Source organism: Pseudomonas sp. LFS044 (assembly GCF_047978245.1).
Taxonomy (GTDB): domain Bacteria; phylum Pseudomonadota; class Gammaproteobacteria; order Pseudomonadales; family Pseudomonadaceae; genus Aquipseudomonas.
In genome coordinates this window covers 60761-86819 of the sequence record NZ_JBFPFX010000010.1, presented here as the reverse complement: position 1 = coordinate 86819, position 26059 = coordinate 60761, and the positions used below count along the sequence as shown (strand labels likewise).

The 26059-nt window shown below is 63.1% G+C and carries 25 protein-coding genes; 13 read left to right on the top strand and 12 right to left on the bottom strand.

What is annotated here, in order from left to right; translation table 11 throughout:
- Nucleotides 1-36: 36 nt before the first annotated feature.
- The gene (locus ACNQPL_RS11050; RefSeq protein ID WP_416466719.1) at nucleotides 37-1044 is read right to left on the bottom strand and encodes a zinc-binding alcohol dehydrogenase family protein; all 1008 of its coding nucleotides are present in this window, start codon (nucleotides 1042-1044) and stop codon (nucleotides 37-39) included.
- Nucleotides 1045-1304: 260 nt separating this feature from the next.
- On the opposite strand from ACNQPL_RS11050, the gene ACNQPL_RS11045 reads away from it, so the two are divergent.
- Both ACNQPL_RS11045 and ACNQPL_RS11040 read left to right on the top strand, forming a co-directional pair.
- Nucleotides 1305-1811 (top strand): peroxiredoxin, encoded by a 507-nt coding sequence (locus ACNQPL_RS11045; protein ID WP_416466718.1) that lies wholly within the window; start codon nucleotides 1305-1307, stop codon nucleotides 1809-1811.
- Between the two features lie 2 nt (nucleotides 1812-1813).
- A complete protein-coding gene (locus ACNQPL_RS11040) occupies nucleotides 1814-2431 on the top strand; it encodes a dTMP kinase (protein ID WP_416466717.1) in 618 nt (205 codons plus the stop codon).
- A gap of 372 nt (nucleotides 2432-2803) precedes the next feature.
- Here ACNQPL_RS11040 and ACNQPL_RS11035 read toward each other — a convergent pair whose 3' ends face one another.
- The 5 genes from ACNQPL_RS11035 to ACNQPL_RS11015 all read right to left on the bottom strand — a co-directional run bounded on the left by ACNQPL_RS11035 (nucleotide 2804) and on the right by ACNQPL_RS11015 (nucleotide 8079).
- The gene (locus ACNQPL_RS11035) at nucleotides 2804-4237 is read right to left on the bottom strand and encodes an amidohydrolase family protein (protein ID WP_416466716.1); all 1434 of its coding nucleotides are present in this window, start codon (nucleotides 4235-4237) and stop codon (nucleotides 2804-2806) included.
- A 16-nt stretch (nucleotides 4238-4253) separates the two neighbouring features.
- Nucleotides 4254-4982, bottom strand: coding sequence for an ABC transporter permease (locus tag ACNQPL_RS11030; RefSeq protein WP_346613483.1), 729 nt, complete (start codon nucleotides 4980-4982; stop codon nucleotides 4254-4256).
- 85 nt (nucleotides 4983-5067) lie between these two features.
- Nucleotides 5068-5922: an ABC transporter ATP-binding protein gene (locus ACNQPL_RS11025; protein ID WP_346613395.1), complete on the bottom strand. Its 855-nt coding sequence runs from the start codon at nucleotides 5920-5922 to the stop codon at nucleotides 5068-5070.
- Between the two features lie 66 nt (nucleotides 5923-5988).
- Entirely contained in the window at nucleotides 5989-7014 is a 1026-nt protein-coding gene (locus tag ACNQPL_RS11020; protein ID WP_416466715.1) for a Rieske 2Fe-2S domain-containing protein, read from the bottom strand.
- A 39-nt stretch (nucleotides 7015-7053) separates the two neighbouring features.
- Nucleotides 7054-8079 carry an ABC transporter substrate-binding protein gene (locus ACNQPL_RS11015; RefSeq protein ID WP_416466714.1) on the bottom strand — a complete coding sequence of 342 codons (1026 nt, stop codon included), beginning with the start codon at nucleotides 8077-8079 and terminating at the stop codon, nucleotides 7054-7056.
- A 633-nt stretch (nucleotides 8080-8712) separates the two neighbouring features.
- Between ACNQPL_RS11015 and ACNQPL_RS11010 the strand changes: the two genes are divergently transcribed.
- The 4 genes from ACNQPL_RS11010 to ACNQPL_RS10995 all read left to right on the top strand — a co-directional run bounded on the left by ACNQPL_RS11010 (nucleotide 8713) and on the right by ACNQPL_RS10995 (nucleotide 13835).
- Entirely contained in the window at nucleotides 8713-9519 is an 807-nt protein-coding gene (locus ACNQPL_RS11010) for a hypothetical protein (protein ID WP_416466712.1), read from the top strand.
- A 106-nt stretch (nucleotides 9520-9625) separates the two neighbouring features.
- Nucleotides 9626-11248, top strand: a complete 1623-nt coding sequence (locus ACNQPL_RS11005) for a methyl-accepting chemotaxis protein (protein WP_416466711.1) — start codon at nucleotides 9626-9628, stop codon at nucleotides 11246-11248.
- Between the two features lie 86 nt (nucleotides 11249-11334).
- Nucleotides 11335-13425: a PAS domain-containing protein gene (locus ACNQPL_RS11000; protein ID WP_416466709.1), complete on the top strand. Its 2091-nt coding sequence runs from the start codon at nucleotides 11335-11337 to the stop codon at nucleotides 13423-13425.
- Nucleotides 13413-13835, top strand: a complete 423-nt coding sequence (locus ACNQPL_RS10995; RefSeq protein ID WP_346613389.1) for a hypothetical protein — start codon at nucleotides 13413-13415, stop codon at nucleotides 13833-13835. The genes ACNQPL_RS11000 and ACNQPL_RS10995 overlap by 13 nt, the downstream gene beginning before the upstream one ends.
- Nucleotides 13836-13852: 17 nt before the next feature.
- Here ACNQPL_RS10995 and ACNQPL_RS10990 read toward each other — a convergent pair whose 3' ends face one another.
- Both ACNQPL_RS10990 and ACNQPL_RS10985 read right to left on the bottom strand, forming a co-directional pair.
- Entirely contained in the window at nucleotides 13853-14017 is a 165-nt protein-coding gene (locus ACNQPL_RS10990) for a hypothetical protein (protein ID WP_346613388.1), read from the bottom strand.
- 52 nt (nucleotides 14018-14069) lie between these two features.
- Entirely contained in the window at nucleotides 14070-14990 is a 921-nt protein-coding gene (locus ACNQPL_RS10985; RefSeq protein WP_416466708.1) for a LysR substrate-binding domain-containing protein, read from the bottom strand.
- 117 nt (nucleotides 14991-15107) lie between these two features.
- Here ACNQPL_RS10985 and ACNQPL_RS10980 point away from each other — a divergent pair, with 117 nt between their 5' ends.
- Nucleotides 15108-16106, top strand: coding sequence for a zinc-dependent alcohol dehydrogenase family protein (locus ACNQPL_RS10980; RefSeq protein ID WP_416466707.1), 999 nt, complete (start codon nucleotides 15108-15110; stop codon nucleotides 16104-16106).
- 51 nt (nucleotides 16107-16157) lie between these two features.
- Here the strand turns inward: ACNQPL_RS10980 and ACNQPL_RS10975 are convergent, their stop codons facing one another.
- The 4 genes from ACNQPL_RS10975 to ACNQPL_RS10960 all read right to left on the bottom strand — a co-directional run bounded on the left by ACNQPL_RS10975 (nucleotide 16158) and on the right by ACNQPL_RS10960 (nucleotide 20157).
- Complete coding sequence (locus tag ACNQPL_RS10975) at nucleotides 16158-16472, bottom strand: DUF7693 family protein (RefSeq protein ID WP_346613385.1); 315 nt, start codon at nucleotides 16470-16472, stop codon at nucleotides 16158-16160.
- A gap of 77 nt (nucleotides 16473-16549) precedes the next feature.
- Nucleotides 16550-18124: a sensor domain-containing diguanylate cyclase gene (locus ACNQPL_RS10970; RefSeq protein WP_416466706.1), complete on the bottom strand. Its 1575-nt coding sequence runs from the start codon at nucleotides 18122-18124 to the stop codon at nucleotides 16550-16552.
- A gap of 97 nt (nucleotides 18125-18221) precedes the next feature.
- Nucleotides 18222-18914, bottom strand: coding sequence for a DUF421 domain-containing protein (locus ACNQPL_RS10965; RefSeq protein WP_416466705.1), 693 nt, complete (start codon nucleotides 18912-18914; stop codon nucleotides 18222-18224).
- Nucleotides 18915-19023: 109 nt separating this feature from the next.
- Nucleotides 19024-20157, bottom strand: a complete 1134-nt coding sequence (locus ACNQPL_RS10960) for an aminotransferase class V-fold PLP-dependent enzyme (RefSeq protein ID WP_416466704.1) — start codon at nucleotides 20155-20157, stop codon at nucleotides 19024-19026.
- Nucleotides 20158-20739: 582 nt separating this feature from the next.
- Between ACNQPL_RS10960 and ACNQPL_RS10955 the strand changes: the two genes are divergently transcribed.
- The 6 genes from ACNQPL_RS10955 (at nucleotide 20740) to ACNQPL_RS10930 (ending at nucleotide 25925) form a co-directional block, all read left to right on the top strand.
- The gene (locus ACNQPL_RS10955) at nucleotides 20740-21285 is read left to right on the top strand and encodes a sugar dehydrogenase complex small subunit (protein ID WP_346613380.1); all 546 of its coding nucleotides are present in this window, start codon (nucleotides 20740-20742) and stop codon (nucleotides 21283-21285) included.
- Complete coding sequence (locus ACNQPL_RS10950; protein WP_416466703.1) at nucleotides 21278-22903, top strand: GMC family oxidoreductase; 1626 nt, start codon at nucleotides 21278-21280, stop codon at nucleotides 22901-22903. The genes ACNQPL_RS10955 and ACNQPL_RS10950 overlap by 8 nt, the downstream gene beginning before the upstream one ends.
- A 10-nt stretch (nucleotides 22904-22913) precedes the next feature.
- Nucleotides 22914-24245 (top strand): cytochrome c, encoded by a 1332-nt coding sequence (locus ACNQPL_RS10945; RefSeq protein ID WP_416466702.1) that lies wholly within the window; start codon nucleotides 22914-22916, stop codon nucleotides 24243-24245.
- A 61-nt stretch (nucleotides 24246-24306) separates the two neighbouring features.
- Nucleotides 24307-24792: a heme-binding protein gene (locus ACNQPL_RS10940; RefSeq protein WP_346613377.1), complete on the top strand. Its 486-nt coding sequence runs from the start codon at nucleotides 24307-24309 to the stop codon at nucleotides 24790-24792.
- A 171-nt stretch (nucleotides 24793-24963) separates the two neighbouring features.
- On the top strand, nucleotides 24964-25377 hold the full coding sequence (arfB, locus tag ACNQPL_RS10935) for an alternative ribosome rescue aminoacyl-tRNA hydrolase ArfB (protein WP_346613376.1): 414 nt from the start codon (nucleotides 24964-24966) through the stop codon (nucleotides 25375-25377).
- Nucleotides 25378-25604: 227 nt separating this feature from the next.
- Nucleotides 25605-25925 (top strand): hypothetical protein, encoded by a 321-nt coding sequence (locus ACNQPL_RS10930; protein WP_416466701.1) that lies wholly within the window; start codon nucleotides 25605-25607, stop codon nucleotides 25923-25925.
- The last annotated feature ends 134 nt before the right edge of the window (nucleotides 25926-26059 follow it).

Below are 26059 nucleotides of genomic sequence, written 5' to 3'. Positions count from 1 at the left end.
GCGGCCGCAGCGGGCCGCTCTGCCTTGAGCCGTGGGTCAGAACCCTTCGAGTACTACCTTGCCGCGCGCCTTGCCACTTTCGATCAGGGCATGGGCGCGCTTGAGGTTGTCCGCGTTGATTGCGCCGTAGTGCTCGCCGACCGTGGTCTTGATGACGCCTTGGTCAACCAGGGCCGAGACGCGCTCCAGCAGCTGGTGCTGCTTGATCATGTCTTCGGTCTGGTACAGCGAACGGGTGAACATCAGTTCCCAGTGCACGGACAGCGATTTGCGCTTGAGCGGCATGACATCCAGTTGCGCCGGGTCGTCGATCAGGGCCAGCTTGCCTTGCGGCCGTAGCACTTGCACCAGTTGCGGCAGGTACGTGTCGGTGTGGGTCAGGCTGATCACGTAGTCCACCGGATCTTGCTCGAGGGCTGCCAGTTGCTCAGCGAGCGCTGCCGAGTGGTCGATGACATGGTGGGCGCCCAGTTCCCTGACCCACTGCTGGGTTTCAGGCCGCGAGGCGGTACCGATCACCGTCAGTTGCGTGAGTTGGCGGGCCAGTTGCACCAGGATCGAGCCAACGCCACCGCCAGCGCCGACGATCAGCAAGCGTTGCCCCTTGCCGCCTTTTTCCTCGACACCCAGCCGGTCGAACAGCAATTCCCAGGCAGTGATGGACGTCAGAGGCAAGGCGGCGGCACTGGCGTAGTCCAGGCTGCGTGGCTTGTGGCCGACGATGCGTTCATCGACCAGGTGCAATTCGCTGTAGCTGCCGGGGCGGTCGATGGCGCCGGCATAGAACACCTCGTCGCCCGCTTGGAACAGCGACACCTCGCTGCCCACCTCGCGCACGACACCGACTGCATCCCAACCCAGAACCTGCGGTTGTTCAGCGTTGCGGCTGGCGCGGACTTTGGTATCGACCGGGTTCACTGCGATGGCCTTGACCTCGACCAGCAGGTCGCGGGGGCCGGGTGTGGGCTGGGGCAGGTCGGTGTCGAACAGGGCATGCGGATCCTGAATAGGCAAACCGGCTTGGGTGTAAACAACGGCCTTCATTGGCGTGACCTCGGTAAAGGGAAGTACTGCAAGGCTAGCTGTATTGGCGGGCTGCAAAAACCAGCGAGACGAGGTAAGACTTTCACTGCTGTGATGAAAATCCGGGGCATTACCTGTATCGGTTTTTGTAAAAGCAATCGGATGGGGCACTTTGTTGTCGTCCAGCAACCGGATGGAGTACAAATGTGCTCCAGTCCTGCCAACGTGATCTTGATAGACTGCGATGACTTGAACGGGCCGCTGGGCCCCTGGAGACAGCGATGATCGAAACCGGCGACGTGGTGCCTGATGCAACCCTTCACGAATACAGCAATGGCGAGGGTGAATGCCCGATCGGCCCGAATGCGTTTTCACTCCATGAGCGCTGCAAGCAGAAAAAGGTAGTGATCTTCGGCTTGCCCGGGGCATTCACCCCCACCTGTTCGGAGCGTCATGTGCCGGGCTATGTGGCGGCGGCTCAGGACTTGGTAGACGCCGGTGTCGACGAGGTGCTTTGTGTTTCGGTCAACGATTCCTTCGTGATGAATGCCTGGGGCAATGCGCTGCAGGTGGGTGGCACGGTCAGCATGATCGGTGACGGCAACGGCACCTTCACCCAGGCCCTGGGTTTGGCCCAGGATCTGTCGGCGCGGGGTATGGGGCTGCGTTCGCAGCGCTATGCCTTGCTGGTCGAAGACCTGGTGGTCAAGCGTGTCGTCGTGGACGCCCCCGGTAAGCTCGAGCTTACGGATGCCCAGGCCATGCTTGCATTCCTGCGACAGGCTTGAACATGGGCCGCTCCCTGTTCATTTCGCTCGATGGGCCAAAAGGAACCGGCAAGACCACCTTGCTGGAGGCCGTCACCCACGCCTTGAGGGCAGACAAGCACAAGGTGGTGCGGCTGTGCGAGCGCAACAACGACCCGGGCCGGGCCGAGACCATGGCGCTGGTCAACCGACTCGTGCGAAACCCCAGCCGAGCACTGGAGCTGGAGGTGTGTGAACGCCTGGCCGACAGCCGTCGCTGGATTTCCCTGAACGTGCTGCCCAAGCAGCCTGCCGACAGCATCATCCTGATCGATCGCTGGTACCCATCGGATGCCGCGTTCCGTCGCCTGATCCCGTTTGCCGAGGTGCTGCGGTTGAACATGGCGCGAGAGGTGCGCGTGCCAGACCTGCATGTGGGGGTGGTCACCGACCCTGAGATTTCATGGGCGAGGGCCGCGGCGCGCACGGCGGGGCTGCGCAGTACGGTGATGTTTAATCTGGCAGAACAGGTGGCCAGTACCGAGGCGTTCGAGCGAGCGGTTGCTGATAATGGGTGGGTGTTGTGCCGGAATGAAGGGACGGTTGAAGAGGCGACGAGGCAGGTGGTTGCGCAGGTTGGTAGGGTGCTTGGTGGGCATTAGGAATGGGTTGGTGTGAGGGGTTGCGATAGGTTTGTCGGGAGATAGGGTTGGGGCTACCGGGGGCCTGGCTGGGGTTTTGTGGTGATGCACAAATCGAGCGCCGCCCCGCGGCGCATCGCGGGCAAGCCCGCTCCTACATTTGTTGCAACGCGCCGTTCCAGTCAGGCCATGGTTGTCTGCCTTGGCGCATGGCTGAAGACAGATGGGGCGTCGGCAGCGCCAGCCGAAAAATTGGGTAATGCCAACAAGGCAGGCAACTATGGCCTCACAGGCCATGGCACGTTGCAACAAATGTAGGAGCGGGCTTGCCCGCGATGCGCCGCGCGGGCGGCGCTCGATCTCATAGGCGCTGTCCATGCCGTGGCGGGCACCTCACGCCCGCACCCCCACCGCCCGTTGCAGCCGCACTACGGCCTCGCGCGCCTGGCTGCCCAGTTCCGCCAGGTCCAGACCAGGGATCGCGTCGTTCTCCACGCTCAGGCGCCCGCCTACCAGCAATGCGCGCAATGTCGGCCGGCCACCGCCCACCACCGGCGCAATGCCTACGTCGTGCAGGCCGAAGTAGCGCGGCTGGTCCAGCCGATACAGCGCCAGGTCCGCTGCCTTGCCCACCTCCAGCGTGCCCAGTGCATCCAGCCCCAGCACCTGCGCGCCACCGGCAGTGCCCCAGCGCACCACGTCTTCCACGCAGGCAACATGCGCACCGCCCTCCTGCTGGCCGCCGGCATAGGCTGGCAAGGCCCGCTCGCCAGCCTTGGCGCGCTGCATCAGCCAGGCGGCGTGGGTTTCGCTGATCATGTCGCAGGCTTCGTTGGAGGCGGCACCGTCTACGCCGATCGAAATCGGCATACCTGCCGCTTCCATGGCGACGATGTCAGCGATGCCACTGCCTAGCCGGCCGTTGCTCTGTGGGCAATGAGCAATGCCAGTGCCGGTAGCGCCCAAAAGCTGGATTTCCTCGCGGCTGAGCTTGACCAGGTGGGCGAACCACACGTCGGCGCCGAGCCACTCGTGCTCCGCGCAGAAAGCCACCGGCGACAGGTTGTGGCGGCGCTGCACGTCGTTCTGGTACTCCACCGTTTCGCTCAGGTGGCTGTGCAGGCGGATACCCAGCCTGCGCGCAGCCCTGGCGGTTTCGCGCAGGTGCTCGGGCGGCATCGAATACGGCGGGCTGGTGGGGGCCATCACTACCCGGCGCCAGGCATCGGCGGCGGGGTCGTGGTAGGTGCGCACCAGCCGCTCGACGTCACTCAGGTATTGACCCAGGGTTTCCGGCCCAGCGCTTGCCGCGCCTTCGGCCTGGCGCACCTGGGTTGCCCCGCCCCGGCACAGCACGAAGCGCAGGCCTAGCCGCTCGGCCTCCTCGAACAGGATCTGTGCGCTGTCAAACGCCATGCCTGGCAGGTACAGGTAATGGTGGTCGGCCACCGTGCTGCAGCCTGAGCGGGCCAGCTCCACCAGGCCGATACGCGCCGCCAGGCGGAAGCTGTGTTCATCGAACAGGCCGCGGTAGCGGTAGGGCACCGCACCCAACCAGGCTCCCAGACTTTGGTCGATACCTGCCGGGATGCCTTTTAGCAGCGACTGGAACAGGTGGTGGTGGGTGTTCACCCACCCCGGGTAGACCACGCAATCGGTGGCGTCGAGCACCTGCTCGCCTGGCAGCGGTTGCAGCGCCCCGAGGGCGGCGATGCGCCCGTGGCTGATGCGGATGTCTGGGCCAGCATGACGCGCAGGCGCGCCCCGCAGCCCGGTGAGAATGGCGCTGGCGTTACGTATCAGCCAGCTGTCGGCATAGTGCTTCATGTACGGCTCCAGGGGCTTAGCCCAGTTCACTTTCGTGCCAGTGGCGCAGGCTCAGGCGTGCCAGCAGGGCCATCAGGCTGAACAGCGCGACGCCGGTGAGGGCGATCAGCACCAGGGCGGCGAACAGCCGCGCAATGTTGAGTTGAAAGCCCGCTTGCAGGATCTGGTACGCAAGCCCCGCACCAGTCCCACCGGTGCCAGCCACGAACTCCGCCACCACCGCGCCGATCAACGCCAGCCCGCTGGCAATCCGCAGGCCGGCGAAAAAGCACGGCAAGGCACTGGGGATGCGCAGGCGCAGCAGCACCTGCCAGCGGCTGGCGCGGTTGAGGCGGAACAGGTTGACTAGCCCGGGGTTGACGCTGCGCAGGCCCAGTACCGTGTTGGCGATGATCGGGAACACCGCGACCAGCGTGGCGCAGATCACCAGCGCCACGGTGGTGTCGCTGCACCAGATGATGATCAGCGGGGCGATCGCCACCACCGGCGTCACCTGCAGCAGAATCGCGTAGGGGAACAGGCTGGCTTCGATCACCCGGCTCTGCACGAACACGAACGCGGCCAGGGTGCCGATGACGACCGCAAGGGCGAACGACAGGAAGGTGATTTTCAGGGTCATCCACAGTGCCCCGAGCAGCATCGGGCCGTCGATGATCAGCGTGCGGCCGATGTCTGCAGGGGAGGGCACCAGGTACACCGGTACCTGCCAGGCGATGCAGGCCAGCTGCCACAGGCCCAGCAGCAAGGTGCCGACAAGCAGTGGCGAGACGATGCGCAGCACGGCGGGGTTACGTAACCAGGGAGCAGGGGTTTGGCTCATTCAGAGGCCCTCAAGCCGGTTCGCCGTTGGCCTGGGCCAGCAGCTGGGACAGGTAAGCGCATTGCGCGATGAACGCCGGGGAGGTGCAGTAGGCCTCGTCGCGTACCTGCGGGCCGTCGATGGCGACATCGGCGATCACACGCCCGGGGCGAGCCCCCATCACCACGACCCGCGAGGAGAGATACACCGCCTCGAAAATGCTGTGGGTGACGAACACCACCGTCAGGTCACGCTCGGCCCAAAGCTGGCGCAGGTCGCTGTCGAGCTTGTTGCGGGTGAACTCGTCGAGCGCGCCAAACGGTTCGTCCATCAGCAGCAGGTTGGGCTCGGTGGCCAATGCCCGGGCAATCGAGGCACGCATCTGCATGCCGCCAGACAATTCACGCGGGTAAACATTGCCGAACGCGCCCAGGCCTACCTGCTCCAGTGCGGCCTGTACCTTGGCCTGGCTGTCGACTTTGGGCACACCCGCCAGGTCCAGCGGCAGGCGCACGTTGTCCTGCACCTTGGCCCACGGCATCAAGGTGGCTTCCTGGAACACCATGGCCAGGTTGCGGCCCACGCTGGCCGCGCGAGGGTCACCGTCGGGGGCATCCTTGCCCCACCAGCGCACGTGGCCGGCGCTGGGCTGTTCGAGGCCGGCGAACATCTTCAGCAAGGTGCTTTTGCCGCAGCCCGAAGGGCCCAGCAACGAAACGAATTCGCCGCGCTGGATCGCCAGCTTGACGCGGCTCAGGGCATGAGTGCCGTTGCCGTAGGTTTTTTCGACCTGGTTGGCGAACAGCGGCGTATCGGCACCCACGGCGTCGGTATTGGGTGGTAGTTGCAACTGGGCGCTGGCTTTGGACAGGGTCTGCATCAACATGGCGCTCTCCCCACGGGCAATGAGCGGTTGCGTATGCCCCGGCGCACCGGGGCGCTGAACAGGCGGTCAGTGGCTGGCGAACACTTCGCTTTCGCCATGGGCTTCGAGCAGGCCCTGCAGTTGCCGGCGGATCACCAGGCCGGGCTTGTCCGAAGGCATGTGCAGCTCGACGCGCCGGCGGGTATCGACGCAGGCGTCCGGGTCGGTGGCCTCGAGGATGTCGCGGTCTTCGGCGGTGATCGCGGCGTCCCAGTCGATCAGCGCCTGGGTTGAGCACTGTGCTTCGCTGTCGTTGCGGTACAGCCACTGCACCAGCATCAGCCGGCCGTCATCGATCGGCGTGGCGCAGTTGTAGATGATGTGGTGGATGCCGCTGTCCGGGTACATGCAGCCAAAACGCCGGGAGAACGGCAGGTAGTAGCGGTTGACCAGGTGGCGCTCGGTGATCGGCGCACGGGTGCCGGTGATGGCGAAGCTTTCTTCGGGGTTGCGCACTGGCACGCGGGTTTCAGCTTCGAAGCCGTAATCGGTTTCGCGAAATTCGTAGCGGGCCGGTTGCGGCTGGTCGAACAGGCCGAAGTTGGCCTTGTGCACAAAAGAAAAATGCGAGTTGTCGAAGGCGTTTTCCATGACCCGCAGGGGGCTGGTTTTCCACTCTTCATAGAACTGGAAGATACGCCGGTAGCCGGGTGCGCCGTCTTCGGGGAACTCGGGAATCGGCTGCAGCGGATCGTCCAGGGCCACCCAGGCATAGCCGTATTTTTCCTGGCAGTGATAGGCCTTGACCGCCGCGCGGGGCGGGATGGCGCCCGTGGGGTTCTGCGGGATCCTCACGCAGGTGCCGCTGCAGTCGTATTCCCAGCCATGGTAGCCGCAGGCGATATTGCCGTCTTCGCTGACAAAGCCTTTGGACAGTTTGGCGGTGCGGTGGCAGCAACGGTCGCGCATCGCTACCGGGGTGCCATTCGGGTGCTTCCACAGCACCAGAGCTTCACCGAGCAAGGTGAACGGTTTTGGCCCGTCGTCCAGGGCGGTCATGGGCAGCAGGGCGTACCAGAAGCGGCGCAATACAGGTTGTTTGGTGACCAACATGATCCAGTTTCCTCACGGCGTTGAATGTTGTTATGGGGTTCAGCGGCTGGCGGCCTGGACGTTGCCGGGCAGCACCTTGAGGCCTTGCACGAAGCGGGTGGTGTAGGCCTTCTGCCAAGGGGCGGCGGCACCCAGCAGGCCGGCCTCGACCATGAAGTCGCGCGTGGCTTGCCAGCGGGCGTCGTTCATCGTGCCGATGCCCTGGGTGGCTGCCTCGCCACCGGTCACCAGTTGGTATTGCTTGAGGGTCGAGACGCCCCAGGCCAGCAGCTCATCGCTCATGTTGGGGTTGTCGCGCTTGATCAGCGCGTTGCCTGCGGCGGGGTTTTCCAGGTAGCGCTTCCAGCCTTCGAGTGAGGCGCGGACAAACCCTGCAACGCGCTCCGGGTGCTGCTCGATGACGTCCTGGCGGGTAACCAGCGTAGAGCCGTAGGGCGGGTAGCCGGCATCGGCGAACAGGAAGAAATTGGGTTTCTGGCCTGCCTTGATGGCCTGGAACAGTTCGGAGCTGGCATAGGCCTGCTGGGTGGTGTCAGCGCTAGCCAGGAACGGCTGCAGGTTGAAGGTGTAGGGCCGCGCCTGATTGTCCTCGAGCTGGTACTTGCCCTTGAGCCAAGGCCACCAGGTTTGCTGGCCGGACGTGGACACCAGCACTTGCTTGTTTTTCAGGCCGTCCAGGGCGGCGACGTCGGCGTGGGTCATCAAGCCCTGCGGGTCACCCTGGAACGGTGCGGCTACCGCCACTACCGGCAGCCCTTGCTCCACGCTCTTGAGGACCTGCAGGTCGTAGTTGACGATGAAGTCAGCCTGCTTGCTCACCAGCAGTTGCATGCCATTGACCTGCGGGCCGCCCATGCGGATGGTGACATCCAGGCCTTCCCGGGCGTACAACCCGTCGGCCACGGCCTGGTAGAAACCGCCTTGTTCGGCCTGGGCGTACCAGGAGGTGAGCAACACGACCTTGTCGTTGGCCATCGCCACCGGGGCACTGCCGACCATTGCGGGGAGCACCGCCGCTGCCAGCAGCGAGCGAAGCGGGTGAGTCAAAGCAAAGCGGTTTTTCATGATTGTTCTCCACCTCGATTCGAAATCCGCCGGGGTGCTCAGGAGCACGCCGGCAACAGGACCGAGCGGGGAGAACGGGGCACACGAGTCAGCGCATTGCACGCAGGATCACGGCCGACACTTCTCTCTTGCCCAGGGCCATCAGGCCGCGTGCAAACATCCGCTCGGATGTACGCCCCATCGGAGGCGCAAGAGCAATGCCCCATGCCATGCCTGGCACTGACCGCTTCTACTCGAGGGTGGACAAAGCCAGAAGCGTGCCAATTTCTCAATGTCGCCTACGCCGCGCCTGCGTTCGTATGGCGAGGGCAGGTCGTGAACCGAGAAGGTGCAAGGCAGCGATGGCCAGCGCTATCAAAGTGCGCAATATGGCTGCTTATCGGTATTCATTGGGTTGGCATATTGGCCACAATTCCCAGCCAAGACTGTATTCGATCACTTGGCACGCGCCCTGCTAAGGCTAAGCCGAGTAGAAGCGGTCAGTGCCTGAAATGGCATGGGACATTGCTCTGGCGGCCTCGCGCCGCACACCCGGCAAGGGTGGCGCCACAGTTTGCACTGTGGCCAGAGGAGAGGTCCGTCCGCTGCGTCCCTTGCCGGTGAACCTCACCGACCTCGACCCAAGGGATGCACATGAAACTCGACCCTCTTGCCTGGCTATGCCACAGCTTCCTGCCACTCTGCGCCTTGGCCAGCGCCAGCGCGCAGGCCGGCCCGTTGATGTGGAGCGACAACAGCCTCAGCTACCTGTATGGCCATAACTACAAAGTCGATGGCACCGGCAACGACATTCAGCAGACCATCACCTTCGAGCATGCCAGCGGCTGGACCTGGGGCGACGTGTTCCTGTTCGTCGACAACAAATGGTCGAACGGGTTGTCCGGCAATGACGGGCATACCTACTACGGTGAATTCTCCCCGCGCTTGTCGCTGGGCAAGGTCAGCGGGCAGAACCTGCGCTATGGCATCGTCAAGGATGTATTGGTCGCTGCCACCTACGAGCGCGGTGAGGGGCGCAATCGCAAGTACCTCCTGGGCCCTGCCGTGGACCTGCTGATCCCGGGCTTCGACCGCTTTTCGCTCAACACCTACTACCGCAAGCCCGACGGCATCACCGGCAAGGCATCGGGGCAATGGCAGATAAACCCGACCTGGGCGATGACCCTGCCGCTGGGAAGGTCGGACATTCTGTTCGACGGTTACCTGGAGTGGTATGTGAATGATGTCGGGCGCAAGGGCACGTCCAACTATGTGGCGAAGAGTTTTCACTTCAACCCGCAAATCAAATACGACGTGGGCAAGGCGCTGGGCCATACCCCGAAGCGGCTTTACGCGGGGGTCGAGTGGGATTACTGGTCGGACAAGTATGGGATCGAGGACAGCCACGGGTTCCCGACCGATCAGAATGCGCTGAGCCTGTTGCTCAAGGCGCATTTTTGAGTAGTGTTCGATTATCGGGCACTAGGCGCATTCGAGCACTAAACCTTCTGCGAGCCATGCCGAACGTAATGGGCAGTACATTCCATTGCCACTCGGATGCGTCGCCATGCCCCTGCGCCACCTCAACATCGCCACCCGCTCTTACCTGAGTTTCAGCCTGATCGCCGCCCTTGTGGTGGTGCTCGGGCTGTTTTCCATCGACAAGATCTCCAGCATGCGCGAAGCCGTGGTGTACACCGAGCAGGTGACCAACGTCGGCACCCGCTACCTGGGTGAAGTTCGCAGCCATACGCTGGGCTTGCGGGTCATCACCCTGCGCATGGCCATTGCCCGCGAGCCTGCCCAGCTGGCCCCGACCCTGGCGCGCCTGGAGGTACTCAAGGGCTTGCTGGACAACGGCGTCAAAGGCTATGGCGCAGTGATGCCGGCGGCAGGCAAGCCGGTGTTTGCCGAGATGCAGCAGCTGATCGGGCAGTACCACGTGCTGCTCGACCAATACAAAAGGTTGTCCGAGCAGAACCAAGTGCCGCAGATGCAGGCCATGCTCAGCGGCGCCATGCAGGACATCTCCAACCGCATTGGCGAACTCTACGACAACCTGGTCAAGCTCAGCAGCGACGCCGCCGAACAGTACACGGCCAAGGCCCGCGACGATTACCAGCGCGCCCTGTACCTGACCTTCGGCGTCATCGGCCTGGTGTTGGTGCTGACCATTGCCCTTGCCTGGCTGTTGACCCGCAGCATCGTCAGCCCGCTGCGCGAAGCCATCGGCGTGGCCCAGAACATTGCAGGCGGCGATCTTTCCCACCCCGTGCACGCCAGCGGCCGTGACGAGGCCACCCAGCTGATGCACGCCTTGGCGGCCATGCAGGCCAGCCTGAAAGATGCCCTGCGCCTGATCGGCGACTCCTCGCACCAGCTGGCGGCGGCCAGCGAACAGATGTCGGCGATTACCCAGCAAACCTCCCGCGACCTCAATCGGCAAAGCGACGAAATCCAGCAGGCTGCCACTGCGGTAACCGAGATGAGCGTCGCGGTGGAGGAGGTGGCGCGCAACACCGTCAGCACCTCCGAAGTCTCCAGTCAGTCGGAAGACGCGGCACGTCGCGGTCGTGAGCGGGTGGGTGAGGCGATCAGCTCGATCAGCAAGATGAGTGACGATGTGCATGAGGCGTCGCGGCAGATCGAAGCGCTGTCGGTGCAGTCCCAGCAGGTCGGCAAGGTGCTCGACGTGATTGGCGCGATTGCCGGGCAGACCAACTTGCTGGCGCTCAATGCCGCGATCGAGGCGGCGAGGGCGGGTGAGGCCGGGCGCGGTTTTGCCGTGGTGGCGGATGAAGTGCGGGCACTGGCAGCCCGCACCCAGAGCTCGACGCTGGAGATCGAGGAAATGGTCAATGCCATCCGCAGCGGCACGGCGCGGGTCGTGCAGTCGATGCAGAGCAACAGCCAGCAGGTGGGACATACCTTGCAGGTGGCCGAGCTGGCCGGGCAGGCACTGGATGAGATCAGCAACGGCGCCAGCGCGATCCATGAGCGCAACCTGGTGGTGGCCAGTGCCACTGAAGAACAGGCCCAGGTGGCCCGGGAAGTGGACCGCAACCTGCTGAACATCAGGGACCTGGCGGTGCAAACCTCGGAGGGTGCGGACCAGATCAGTGCGGCGAGCCAGGAACTGGCCAGCTTGTCGATTGGCTTGAACGGGATGATGAAGCGGTTTCAGCTCTGAGCCGCACGCGGCTCAGGCGTGTTGCACCACCTGCGCAATCGGCTGTCATATGCGACCATACAGGCAGTGCAACGAAGAGATGAATCATGGATCGCGAGAGCCTGGGTACTTCCAGCCATACCAGCACGTCTGCGGCGCAGGATCAGGAAAAGGCTTTTCCCACCAATGCCGCCGAGCGATTGCAACTGGCCCTGGACGCCGGCGCCATCATCGGCACCTGGGTGTGGGACATTCCCGATAACCGCGTGACGGCGGACGAACGTTTCTCCCGTTCCTTCGGGCTGCCCGCGGACCGGTGCATGGCAGGGATAGCGATCGAGGAGGCTTTTGCATCCATTCACCCAGACGACCGCGAGGGCGTCTGGGCGGACATCCAGGGCGCCATGGACCGGGGCGGGGCGTTCCGCTGCGAATACCGGGTGCGCCAGGAGGACGGCTGTTATCGCTGGATCGAGGCCAACGGCCGCGCGGAGCTGAACAGCGAAGGCGTGGCGGTGCGCTTCCCGGGCGTGCTGATGGACATCGAATCGCGCCGCTCGGCCGAGGCCGAACGCGACCGGATGTCAGCGTTGCTGCGTACCTTCACCGCTGCGGTACCCGGTGTGGTCTACGCCAAGGACCTTGAGGGGCGCATGCTGGTGGCCAACGACGGCGCCACTCGGCTGATCGGCAAGCCGCCGCAGTTCTATCTGGGCAAGACCGATGTGGAGTTTCTGGAAGACAAGGCCCAGGCCCGCCAGGTGATGGAGACCGATCAGCGCATCATGCGCGGTGGTGTCGCGGAGCAAGTGGAAGAACGGGTGGACATGCCGGATGGCTCGGCAACCTACTGGCTCTCGATCAAGGCCCCACTGCTGAGCGATACGGGGGAGGTGATCGGGCTGATCGGCTCCTCCATCGACGTGACGGCGCGCAAAAGCGCCGAAGCGAAACTGCTGGAGCTGAACCGCACCCTGGAGGCACGGGTCGAGCAGGCGGTTGCTGAACGCGAAGCGGCCCAGGCGGCGCTGCGTCAGTCACAGAAGATGGAAGCGGTCGGCCAGCTGACCGGGGGCATCGCTCATGATTTCAATAATCTGCTGGCGGGGATCACCGGCAGCCTGGACCTGATCCAGATCCGCCTGAAACAAGGCCGTGTCGCCGACGTGGAACGTTATCTGTCGGTGGCGCATGGCGCAGCGCAGCGGGCGGCCTCACTGACCCACAGGCTGCTGGCGTTCTCGCGCCGGCAGACGTTATTGCCGGTGCAAACGGACGTGAACCGTTTGATCAGCGATATGGAAGAGTTGATCCGCCGTACCGTTGGCCCGTCGATCAACCTGCGGGTGGCATTGCAGGCGCAATCGAGCATCTGCCTGGTGGACCCTGCACAAGTTGAAAATGCATTGCTGAACCTGTGCATCAACGCGCGTGACGCAGGGGGCGTCGACATTGCCATCAGTACCTGCAACCAAGTGCTCGAGCAGGGGCCGGACCTGGACCCTGAACTTGCACCGGGCACCTTCCTGACCATCTGCGTAGCCGACAATGGCATTGGCATGAATGCCGATACGCTGTCCAAGGCATTCGAGCCCTTTTTCACCACAAAGCCTGTCGGCGCGGGCACCGGGCTGGGCTTGTCGATGGTGTACGGGTTCGCCAAGCAGTCGGGTGGGCAGGTGAAGATCGCCTCGCAAGAGGGGGTTGGTACACGGGTCTACCTGCAGCTACCTGGCCACGCCGCACAGGTCGAGCGCGAGGAACGTTCGAGACCACCTGTGCAGGCGCCGTCAGCCTCGCCAGGGGAAACGGTGCTGGTCGTCGATGACGAGCCGTCCGTGCGCATGTTCGTGAGCGAAACGCTTGGCAGCTGCGGGTACGTGGTCATCGAGGCCGCTGATAGCCTCGCCGGCCTGCAACTGCTGCGGTCGGACACCCGTATCGACCTGCTGGTGACGGACATCGGCTTGCCGGGCGGCATCGACGGTCGGCAGATGGCCGAGACCGCGCGTTTGTCCCGGCCAGGTTTGCCGGTCCTGTTCATGACCGGCTACGTGCAGCCGCATATTCTTGAAGGGGCTGCGCTGGAAGCCAACACTGCTGTACTGACCAAACCCTTTGCGCTCGAAACGCTGACGCTGAACGTCAGTAACCTGTTGCGGCAACCACGCTTGGGACACCCATCATGCGCAGATTGATGCCTTTACTCGCAACCTTGGCGGTTGCGGGTTGCCAGGCCCCCATGCCAACCGCCAATCCACAGATGGCCTGGGTCGATTTCTCGGTGCCATTTCCCAATGACCGCGTGCTGATGGCTGAGCGTCTGGATAAACAACGCCTGAGCGACGGGCGCTTCTTTCAGGTAAGCCCGGGGAGCCATGAGCTGATCGTCAGGTTCGACTACGAGGTGGGCGGCGGCGGAGGGATGAGCATGATGGGCGGTACCACCGTTCGCCAGTGCTACCTGACGATCCCGTACGGGCATTTCAAAGCGGGCGAACGTTATGTGCTGGAAGCGCGCTCCATGGCGCTGACCCCAGAGGCACGCCTGTACGATGCCAAGGGCCAGATAGTTGCAGAGGTCAGCGAGTTCTATTGCCTGATCTGAGGGGCGGTGAGCGCTGGTTACTGGCGCGAGCGTTGGTACCGCGTCACCGCGATCTGCACGGCGGCGGCCACCACGCACAGCACGCCGATTTTCCAACTGCCCTGAACCTCGTAATGCTCGGCTATTTTGCCAGCGATGATCACGCTGACGAAGATGGCAACAGGCAGGATCAATTTATTCATCAAGGCTTCCAGCGGTAACAGTGGTAGGTAGCGTAGCCAGCAGAAACAGCGCTCAACTGCCAGCACCCTCGTCTGGTCGGGCGAGTCGCTCATGAATGAACTCGACGGCTACGCGGATTTTTGGGATCGAGTATCGAGCCTGCAGGTAAAGCATGAAAATGCCGACCTGATCGCTCCGGGTAACGGATAAGTGCTGCTCGAGCGCCACCGCCACCAACTCACCCCGCGCAAGGTAACCTTTCAAGCTCCATTCTGGTAGCAGAACCATGCCCCGATGCCGGCAAGCTAGCGCCAGGAGGCTGGCGCCGTCGTTGCTGATGAACGCCGGTATGACAGCGGGGTTGATCCAGTGGCTGCCATCGAAGCCAACCCATTTGAGCACGTTGCTCGGGCCGCGATACAGCAGCGCCGAATGGCCGGCCAAATCCGCCAGGGATTTCGGTACGCCACGGGTCGCTAGATAACGGGGCGATGCTGCCAGGACGAAACGGTTCGGGTCGAGCCGACGCGCGACTACGCGGTTTTCAGGCTGCGTGCCGCCACGGATGGTGATATCGAACTGGTCGCCGCCCAGGTCGACCAATTCGTCGCTCAAATGCACGTCGAGGAGGATGTCCGGGTACTGCTCACTGAAGGCCTGCAGTACCGGCATCAGCATGACCCTGCCGTAACCCGCCATACAGCTGATGCGCAGGGTGCCGCCTGGTTTGTTGCCGCGCTCGCGCACATGCTCTTCTGCGGCGGTGAGCTGGGCCATGCCTACACGCACCTGCTCCAGGTAGCGTTCACCCGCTTCAGTGAGCCGGACCGTGCGGGTGGTCCTGTGCAGCAGCTGCGCGCCGAGGGCGGCTTCAAGCTCGGACACCCTGCGGGAGATCGATGAGGCTGGCACGTCGAAAGCCTTCGCAGCCTCGGTGAAGCTAAGGGTTTCGGCCACTTTGAGGAAGTAATTCAGGGCACGCAGTTTGTCCATCACATCACACTCGGGGCACTATTGCCTTAAAGACAAAACATATTACCTATTATGACGATTTCGGGCTGGAGGATTTTTTCCTAGTCTTGCGGCACCCTGAATGCGAGGAACCGACCCATGCCAGCCAAACTCCAGGCCCGATACACTGAACGTGGCCCCGTACCTGAAGCCGTTATCGAAGCCGTACCGTTTGAAGTGCCTGACCTGCAACCGGGGCAAGTACTGCTTGAAGTGATGGCAGCGCCTATCAACCCAAGTGATGTGCTGACGCTCACTGGCCAGTACGGCTCCCTGCCGCCACTGCCTGCCGTGGGCGGGAATGAAGGTGTCGGCCGGGTGATCGAACGCGGGCCCGGGGCCGACCCTATCGCGGTCGGCCAGGTGGTGCTGTTGCCCATAGGCTCCGGCACCTGGGCGACCCACCTGGTCGCGGATGCCGCGCGTTTGATTGCGTTACCGGATGTGGCCGATTACGCCCAGCTGTCCATGCTCGCCGTCAACCCACCGACTGCAGCGCTGTTGTTGAGTGATTTTGTGCAATTGCAGCCAGGGGACTGGATCATCCAGAACGCCGCAAACTCGGCTGTAGGCAGTTATGTGGTCCAGTTGGCGGCCTTGCGCGGGGTTCGAACTGTAAACGTGGTACGGCGGGAGTCAGCAGTGGCAGGCGTCGCTGCGCTGGGTGGCGATGTTGTGCTGGTGGATGGCGACGATCTGGCCGCCCGGGTGAAAGCGGCGACCGAAGGCGCAGCTATCAAGCTGGCGATTGATGCCGTGGGCGGCGCATCTACCCGGTACCTGGCAGCCACGCTGGCTGAAAGCGGTACCGTCGTGACGTACGGCGCGCTGAGCGGGGCGCCGTCCGAGCTGTCGGCCCGAGACCTGGTATTCAATGATGTGACTGCCAAAGGCTTTTGGCTGGCTCGATGGTTCCGCACCACCAGCCCGGCGCAACAGGCCAAGCTTTTTGCCGAACTGGCTGGTTTGGTAGCCGCAGGAAAGCTCAGTGCGCCCATCGAAGCGACCTATGATCTGAGCCAGGTCAAGGCGGCGGTCGCTGCCGCAGCCAAGGGCGAGCGGGGCGGCAAGATTCTGCTCGTGCCGAACCCCTCCTGAGGCAGCACCTGGCCTTGCGACAGCGGCAGGGCCAGGCCCCCGTGGCTGGCGTCAAAGTGCCTTGAGCAGCCGCTGCAACTCGCCGTGCTCCCAGGTACTCATCAGCTCGATCGGGTCGGTGCCGAATTTCTGGTCTGAGCCCAGGACATAGGCCCTGCCGTCTGGTGCGTAACAGCTGGCGCAGTAACCCAGGGCGTCGCCGTCGTTGCAGAAGGTGAGCACCCAACCTTCTACCTCCACCGTCATCAAGCCGGGCTGGACCTGCGCCCAGCTTTGCTCGCCAAGGCGGCGCATGGTGCGAATACCCAGCGCGATATCACGCAGCAGCTGGTAGGTTTCACGGGGGGTCAAGGCATTGGAGGACAAAATCGATTTCCGGGCGATTGCATGGCGCGAGGCAGGGTACATGACTGCGCTGCCAACAGCCATGCACAGTGCGCGCTTCAGTTGAGCGTCGAGCAATCATCCGTCACTACCCGGTTACGCCCGTTCTGTTTGGCCAAGTACAAACGCTGGTCGGCGCGCTTGAGGATTGCCGGTGCGTCAGGCGTGGCTGGGTCTCGGCAGGCCACCCCGATGGAAATGGTCACCGTGCCGATCTGAGCTATCGAGGTAGCGCTGAGCGTCGTGCGGATGCGCTCGGCCACCTCGTAGGCCGTGCTCAGCGCAGTGTTCGGCAGCAGCAGGCAGAACTCTTCGCCACCGGCCCTGCACGCCAGGTCCCCGGCCCGGGTGCAGTCACGTATCACTTGGGCGACCTTTTGCAACGCCAGGTCACCTGAATCATGGCCGAAGGTGTCGTTTACCCGCTTGAAGTGGTCGATGTCCAACGCCAGTACCGAATAGGCCTGTTGAGTCGAGTCGAGCGCCTGGAGTGCCGCGTTCATCGCGCGGCGATTGGCAAGGCCGGTCAATGGATCTGTGTCGGCTGCTGCGTTCAAGGTGCCGATCTTCTGTTGCAGCTGTTGCGACTGCAGGACCAACGCCTGGCGGATCGCCGCTGCCTCGGCGTACCAGGCATTGATCGCGGACAGTTCCGCCGTGGCGTTGGGTGTCGAAAGGTCGATGGCATGGCCGGCCAGTGCCCGCAAGGGCCGGGTGATCAGCATCACACCGAGCAGGATCAGTACCAGCCCAATCACGCCGGCCGGGATAATCCTGACCAGCATGTCGCGCATCAGCTTGCCCAGTGGCGCCAGCGCCTGTTCCCGGGGTTGCTGGACGACCACGGCCCAGTTGGAGCCCTGCACGTGGGCAAAGCCTGCGAGCATGGGCACGCCCTGATAATTGACCGTCTCCAGTGTGCCGCTGTCACCGAGCAAGGCCTTGTCCACCGTCTGGCTCCAGCCGAGCACTTCACCGATGCGCTGCTGGTCGGGGTGGTAGAGCAACCGGCGGTTGCCGTCGGCGACGAAGGCGAAGGCGCCTTCCAGGTGATGTTCGCCAATCAGCGAATGCATCACGCCGTGCTGTTGCAGGAACACCGAGCCTCCGACCAGCCCGAGATACTGGCCTGTGGGGCTGAAGATCGGCTGAGAGACAAAAACGATCAGCTTGCCGCTGGTTGAGGTAAAAGCCTGGCTGACCAAGGGGCGACGCAGTTCGAGCGCTTCGTGCAGTTCGGCGGAGCTGACGCTCGAACCGATCGGCACCGCAGGCGGGTAAGCCTGCACTACCTTGCCAGCAGGGTCGGTGATCAGCACGGTGTTCAACTCCGAGTCCTGCGCCTGCAGGCGACGCGCTTCTTCCTCGAGCAACGCTTGATTGGCGAAGCCATCTCCAAGGCGCTGGCTGCTGTACTTCAGGCGTTCATTCACCGAGTACAGAAACTGATCGATGCTCGAGGCGACCTTGAAGGCGTAGGCACGGTTGGCCTCCAGCGCCGAGTGCACCAACGCGTCGCGCTGCACACCGTAGGCGGTGATCAAGCTGTTGCACAGGGTGGCCAGCACGGCGAGCAGGACAAAGCCAAGAACCAGGCCACGCAGGCCGATACGCGATGACAGCACTTTGCCCATGAGTACGCCTCATCCCTCGATAGCTGGAAAGTTTGGCACAAGCGTAGACGGGGATTGCTGGGCAGGCGGTTGGGCGGTGTGTACGCCAGCGTGACCGCTAACGGTTGCGAGCTGTGCTCAGCGCTGGAGACCAGACGCCATGGCCGCAACGCTCACATGCAGCCGTGCCTTGCGCCTCTTGGTAGGTCGGAAAACCGCAGCTGACGCAGCAGTAGAGGCCGGCAGAGGGCGGGGAGGTGTATTCCGGGCGATGTTCGAAAGGCAGCACTGACAGCCCTGGCTTGGTGTCCTCGGGCTCATAGAAATACAAGCTGAGCTCGCCATCGGTTTCCAACAGGCCCAAACGTACTTGCCCCAGATGCTCTACACCGCGTTGGCGCAGCTCCATGAACAGCTCATTGGCGGAAATATTCAGATTGCGCAGGGAATGAACCTCGTACATTCCACCTTTCACCACGGTGATGGGCAACCCATCAATCCAGGCTTCGCAGGTCTTGCTGCGCTTCATGAGGTGGACCGTCCCCCGATACAGCAGCAGCAGGGTCAGGAACACCAACGCGACGGGCAGCAGCGGAACATCCTCGTAGAACGTCACATCGCCGGCAGCGGAGCCGAGTGTGAGAATAACGACCAGCTCGAAGCGGGAGAGCTGTTTGATCCCGCGTCGGCCACTGAACTTGAGGAAGAAGAAGACGGCAGCAAAGGCTGCGAAGACCCTGAGGGCGACCTCCAGAAGAAAGGTCAAGGGCAGGTCGCCCAGCAGCATGCGTTGAAGATCGAACGAGACCATGCGTTTTTCCTGTTTTGCTGGCCAGTGGGTCAAGGCGACGTAGGGCTCGTGGCCCAGCAGCACGCAGCCCACTTCCAAGCTGCGTCGCTGCTGCGGCTAAACTGATGCCTTATTTCCCCAAGACTTCGTCCAACGCCTGCTCGAGGGTGCTGACCGTGCGCTCGATATTGTGCAGTTTTTCGAGCCCGAACAAACCGATGCGAAAGGTCTGGAAATCAGCAGGCTCGTCGCATTGCAACGGTACCCCGGCAGCGATCTGCAGGCCGTGGTCGGCAAATCTCTTGCCGGTCTTGATGCCTGCATCATCGGTGTAGCTCACCACTACGCCAGGCGCCTGAAAATCGGCAGCCGCCACGCTTCTGATGCCTTTGCCGGCCAGCATGGCGCGCACCCGATCGCCCAGCGCCTGTTGCTCGCTGCGGACCTTGTCGAAACCGTAGGCTTGCATCTCCTTCATCACATCATTGAAGCGCGCGAGCGAGTCGCTGGGCATGGTTGCGTGGTAGGCATGGCCGCCCTGTTCGTAGGCTTGCATGATCTGGAGCCACTTTTTCAGGTCGCAGGCAAAGCTGCTGCTGTGTGTCTGCTCGATACGCTCGAGGGCCAGCGCGCTGAACATCACCAGGGCACAGCAAGGGGAGGCGCTCCAGCCTTTCTGCGGTGCGCTGATCAGCAGGTCCACGGCGCATTTGTGCATATCGACCCAGACTGTGCCGGAGGCGATGCAGTCCAGCACGAACAAGCCACCCACCGCATGCACGGCGTCGCCGACGGCCCGCAAGTAGTCGTCGGGCAGAATAATCCCTGACGAAGTTTCAACGTGGGGGGCGAACACGATCTGCGGCTTGTGCGCCTTGATGGCTGCCACAACTTCGTCAAGAGGGGGTGGGGCATACGCTGCCTGGCGACCCGAGTCGATCGGCCGGGCTTTGAGCACCGTGGTGGCCGCCGGAATGTTGCCCATCTCAAGGATCTGGCTCCAGCGGTAACTGAACCAGCCGTTGCGTATCACCAGGCATTGCTGGCCCGTGGCAAACTGCCGGGCCACTGCCTCCATGCCGAATGTGCCGCTGCCTGGCACCACCGCAACAGCCTGGGCGCTGTACACCTGTTTCAGGGTGCTGGATATGTTCTTCATCACGCCTTGAAATGCCTGGGACATGTGATTGAGCGAGCGGTCGGTGTAGACCACCGAGTACTCGATCAGCCCCTCAGGATCGATGCTGGGGTAAATCGTTGACATGGATAACTCCTTTACATGGATGTCAGTGGTATCGACCCTGCGCCAGGGTTGTACAACACTTGTGTATCGCCGTCAGTGTAGGAGCTGGCTTGCCTGCGATCGGCTGCGAAGCAGTCGTAAAATCGGTATCTGCGTAGTGCCAGACAGGATGCGGATTCAGGATTTACGACTGCTTCGCAGCCGATCGCAGGCAAGCCAGCTCCTACAGACAACGCACTATCATCATAGCGGGCCAATCGGCGCCCCGGACGGCTGTAGAACATGCCGCTGTGGCCAGTCACCGTCACGAAAGTGTGCGTTTATCGGACGCGGCGTTGGCGGTCAGTTTTGGATCCCAAGTTTTTTCCTGAGTGCCGTAAACATTGAGCCTCAAGCCACAGAAGCCCCGGGGCTAGCTGATTTATCCACGAAAAACCACTCACCTTAAGTCGCAGATAAATGCACTAAACCGCTCTAGAAAGGGCGTTTCAACGCCGTTAAAAATTAACTACACATTTAGTAACATGTGCTAGGGTGGCGCCGCCTTGCAGGGGGGCACTGTGCCATCCCTCTTGGGCAGCTCTCCATTCATTGGTACTTCCCATGCTTAGTAGACGAGAATTCTTTGTCTCCAGCGGCGCTGGCATGATGCTGCTGACGCTGGGCGCACCCACACTTCTGCCCAAGGCCCTGGCGGCCGGTGGCGCACTCGAAGTCCCTGTTGCCCCGGCCCCATTCATCGCTCTCGCAGACCAGCTCTGCGGCCAGATCGGTGTCGATCGCGAGCTGATCAACCTGGTTCACCACAAACTACAGTCGACGCTCCCAGGCCTGGACACGCTGGTCGAGCAGTTGCTGGCAACGCTACCGGAACTGTCGGCGCCCAACACCCCGGCCGAGCGCCTGCAACGACTGGCCAGCAAAGACCCGGCCCTGAAGAACCTGTTCCTGCGCATGAATACCGCGCTGTACCTGGGCACCGTCGAGGATGCCGAAGGGGCACGCGAGTGCGTGGCGTTCGAGAGCGTGGCGGCGTACCAGGCCGTGTCCGATTTCGTCGAGCCCCCGAGCTACTGCACCGGAAGCCCTAACTTCTGGGTCAATCCTCCTGCCTACGCCCTGCAAAAAGATGCCGAACGCCATGCCTGATTCGAATTCCACCCCCATGTCGGCCGACGTGGTCATCATTGGCGCCGGTGCCGCTGGCGGCGCCGCTGCCGTAAAGCTGCTGCGCAAGGGCCTGTCGGTGCTGATGCTCGAGGCCGGCGCACCGCTGGACCAAGGCATGCTGGTGTCCAACTACCGCAATGGCGCGTACAAGAACAACCACATGGCGCCGTACCCGATGATGCCATGGGCGCCACACCCGAACTTCGTCCCCCACGACAACGGCTACCTGATCCAGAAGGGCCCGGCACCCTATACCGCGCAGTACATCCGCGGCGTCGGTGGCACCACCTGGCACTGGGCCGGCCAAGCCTGGCGGCTGATCCCCAACGACTTCCGCATGCAGTCCCTGTATGGCCAATCGGTGGACTGGCCGATCAGCTACGACGAGCTCGAACCCTACTACTGCGAAGCAGAGGTCGAGATGGGCGTGTCCGGCGGCGGTGCGCTGGCCGGTGACTACGGCTCGCCGCGCTCGATGCCATACCCCATGGACGTGCTGCCGCTGCCCTACGCCTTCGAGCGCCTGCGCCAGCGCTACCAATCGGTTGGCCTGGAGCTGCTGCCTGGCCCCCAGGCGCGCAACAGCACTGCCTACGACGATCGCCCGGCGTGCTGCGGCAACAACAACTGCATGCCCATTTGCCCGATTGGTGCCCAGTACAACGGCAGCATGTCGGTGCGCCGCGCCCAGGGCCTGGGGCTGAACCTGATCAGCAACGCGGTGGTGTTCAAGCTCGAGACCGGGGAGGGCAACCGCATCGTCGCCGCCCACTTCATCGACCAGAACAAGGAGATTCATCGGGTCACCGGCAAGCACTTCATGCTCACCGCCAACGCCATGGAAAGCGTGAAGATCCTGTTGATGTCCAAGGACGAGCGCAACCCCAACGGCGTGGCCAACGCCACCGACCAGGTTGGCCGCCGCCTGATGGATCACCCGGCCAGTGCCGTGGAGTACCTGGCCGGCGAACCCCTGTACGTGGGGCGTGGGCCGATGTGCCCGGGCAGCATCAACAACACCCGTGACGGCGCGTTTCGCAGCGAGCGTTCGGCCTTGCGCATCGACGTGCACAACGACAACCCGACCCGTTACCTGACCGAGAAGTACGTGGCCCAGGGTTACTACGGCAACGAACTGAACGACAAGATCAAGCGCGACGCAGAACGCTTCGTGCTGCTCAAATCGATGTTCGAGATGCTGCCGGACCCGGAAAACCGCATCGTTCTCAGCGACCAGAAGGACGCCTGGGGCATCCCCAAGATGGAGGTCCACTACCGCTTCCCCGAGTACGTGCACCGTGGCTACGACGTTTGCCGCGAGCATTTTGCCGACTGCGTGAAGGCCTCTGGCGGCACCGAGGTGAAGTTCTCCGAGCGCGGCCAGTACACCAACAGCCAGCACATCACCGGCACCTTGAGCATGGGTAGCGACCCGCACACCTCGGTGTGCAACAAGCTGGCCCAGGCCCACGACCACGAGAACCTGTACTTCGGCGGAACCGGCGTGATGCCCACCGCCGCGCTGGTCAACTCGACGCTGACCGGGGTGGCGCTGTCGCTGCTGGCCGCCGACAGCATCATCAAGGCTTCGGTGTGAGGACCTACGCATGCTGATGAAAACAGGAACGATCAAAGCGCGCGCACGCCGGCGGGCGCTGGCCTGGGCCGGCCTTGCCGTGGCGGTCGCCGCAGGTATCGGCGCCGGTAGCGTGATCTGGCAGCAAGCGCAGATCGACATGCCGGTGGCCAAGCCGGGGCAGGGCGGTGCGGCACTGGTCGAGCGCGGCCGCGCCGTGGCCCTGGCCTCGGACTGCGTGGCCTGCCACACCTCCGAGGCGAGCAAGCCGTACGCCGGCGGCATGACCTTCGACACACCGTTCGGCAGGCTCTACTCGACCAACATCACCCAGGACCCGGTCAACGGCATCGGCACGTTCACCGACGCCGAGATCGTCGGCTCGGTGCGCAACGGTATTTCCCAGCATGGCCGGCGCCTGTACCCGGCCATGCCGTACACCTCGTACACGGGCATGTCCGACGACGATGCTCTGGCGCTGGTGGCCTACCTGCGCACGATCAAGCCGATCGACAGCAAACCGCCGGAAAACACCATGAGCTTCCCGTTCAACCAGCGCTGGGCCATGGCGTTCTGGAACCTCATGAACTTCAAGTCCGGGCGCCAGTTGCCGGTAGCCGGCAAGAGCGAAGAATGGAACCGCGGCGCCTACCTGGTGCAGAGCCTGGAACACTGCGGCGAATGCCACACCCCGCGTAACTTCATCCAGGGGCTTGGCAATGCACACCTGGCGGGCGGCGACCTGGGGATTTGGAAGGCCTATGACATCACCAGCGGGCCAGGCGGTGTCGGCACCTGGAGCGATAACGAGCTGTTCACTTACCTCAAGACCGGTGCCGTGCACGGCAAGGCCAACGCCGCCGGCCCCATGGCCGAGGCGGTGGAGAACAGCCTGAATCACCTGCCCGATGCCGACTTGTACGCGATGGTCGCCTACCTGCGTGACCTGCCCGCCAACGGCAACCCGGGCAGCAAGCCCGCCCGCACCGGCCAGGGCCAGGCCTACACCGGCACCACTGCGCTGCGCGCCAGCCATCCGCAGTACGACCCGAACAGCGATGCGCTAGGTGCTGAAGTGATGTTCAACGCCAACTGCGCCACCTGCCATGCAGTCACGGGCAAGGGAGTGGGCGAGTACCCGCGGCTGTTCGGCAACAGTGTGCTCGGCGCAACCGATTCGACCAACGTGGTGTCGGTGCTGCTGCGCGGGGTGCGCCGCAAGGTCGATGGCCAGGAGGTGTTCATGCCGAGCTTCGCCAACCTCAGCGATGCCCAGGTGGCCACCTTGAGCACATTCTTGTTCAAGCAGTTCGGCAATTCCAAGGTGCAGGTCACCGCTGCAGAAGTGGCCAAGCTGCGCTGAAAGCCCTTTACCCACGCACCCGGCTTGCCGGGCGCTTTCGCAACATCCTCAGGAGAACCTCATGTCTGCACGATTCCTGCTGTCCGCCGTGCTTGCCCTGGGCGTCGCCGGTGGCGTCCAGGCTGCCGAAAAGGTGGCCTTGCCTTCGATCAAACAACTGGACCTGGCCGCTGCCGAGCGCATCGCCCAGGCCGCCGACCTGTACGCCAGGCAACAGGGCTGGGCCGGTACGATCGCCGTGGTCGACAATGCCGGTTACCCCATCGTGGTCCGCCGCATGGATGGCGCTACCGCCATCAGCGCAGACCTTGCCATGCGCAAGGCCAAGGCCTCGGCGCTGTTCGGCGCGCCCAGCGTCAATTTCGAAAACCGTGTGAACGACGGCCACCCGGCGCTGCTGGCGCTGGACGTCACCACCCTGGCGGGCGGTCAGCCGATACTGGTCGACGGCAAGGTGATCGGTGCAGTGGGCGTGAGCACTGCGGTAGGTGCGCACGATGACCCGATTTCGGTGGCAGGTGCACACGCGTTGGACGGCGCTCGCTAACTGTTGAGCTGCTGCACTTGCCGTAATCGATGGCGGTAGTACGCGCTCCAGTTCCCGAGCCTTGGAAACCAGTGGAGCTGGGGCCTACCGCTTTGAAGTACCCTTTCAGTGGAATGTCTATGGGAGAGCGGCGAAGGCTGTGATAATGGCGACTATCACGAGGGCCATGTCATGCTGACCATCTCCAATAACGTACATCTGCCGGATGCCGAAATCGAACTGACATACATCCGCGCGCAAGGCGCGGGTGGGCAGAATGTCAACAAGGTGTCCAGCGCCGTGCACCTACGCTTCGACATCCCGGCCTCATCGCTGCCGGAGTTTTACAAAGAGCGTCTGCTGGCGCTGCGTGACAGCCGCATCACCGCCGATGGCGTGTTGATCATCAAGGGCCAGCAGTACCGCACCCAGGAGCAGAACCGGGCTGACGCACTGGCGCGCCTTGCCGAGTTGATCATCGCTGCTGGCAAGACCGAAAAGAAACGCCGCCCCACCAAGCCGACCCTCGGCTCGAAGACCCGCCGCCTCGAAGGCAAAGCCCGGCGCAGCACGGTCAAGGCGGGGCGGGGCAAGGTGGACTTCTAGGGTTGGCAGTTGTAGACGCTGGCTTGCCTGCGGCCGGCCGCGGGGCAGGTTTAGACCCTGTATGCGTATTCTGTCTGGCGCTTCGCAGATACCGATTTTACGACTGCTTCGCAGCCGATCGCAGGCAAGCCAGCTCCTACAGGGACCGCGATCCATGCCCGGAGGACCGCGATCCATCGGCTGCGAAGCAGTCGTAAATCCTCTATGCGCATCATGGGAGCAGCGATATGTATCCGAGAACACCAGATGGCCGCTATTTTGTAGTCAAAGGCCAGTTGTGGCGGTGCAGCGATCCAGCGCTATCGGAGGAAGAGCGTGAGCGCCTTGTGCACGAGCTGATGGAGGCGCGGCGAGCTGTAAGAGCCGCGAAATCTTCGGGTAATCCCGAGCAGCTCAGATCCGCCAGAGCCAAGGTGGACGCTGCAAAGGTCGCTTTAGGGGAAAGGGGCCCGGTGTGGTGGACGGATGGCAGCCCTGACTACAACCGTCGCAAAGCCATCAAGACTCCGTACGCTGATTGGTATCGCTCCCAGACGAATTGCGGATGACCCCCCGAAAAAGCGCTCTGCTTTACAGCTGATGGCTTCACGGGTTGTGGCTGTGTCTATCATGTTGAACGAGTCGTCATAAACAAGAGTCTTCAGGGAACAAGTCTCAGGTCGCTGCAACGAGACGGATATGA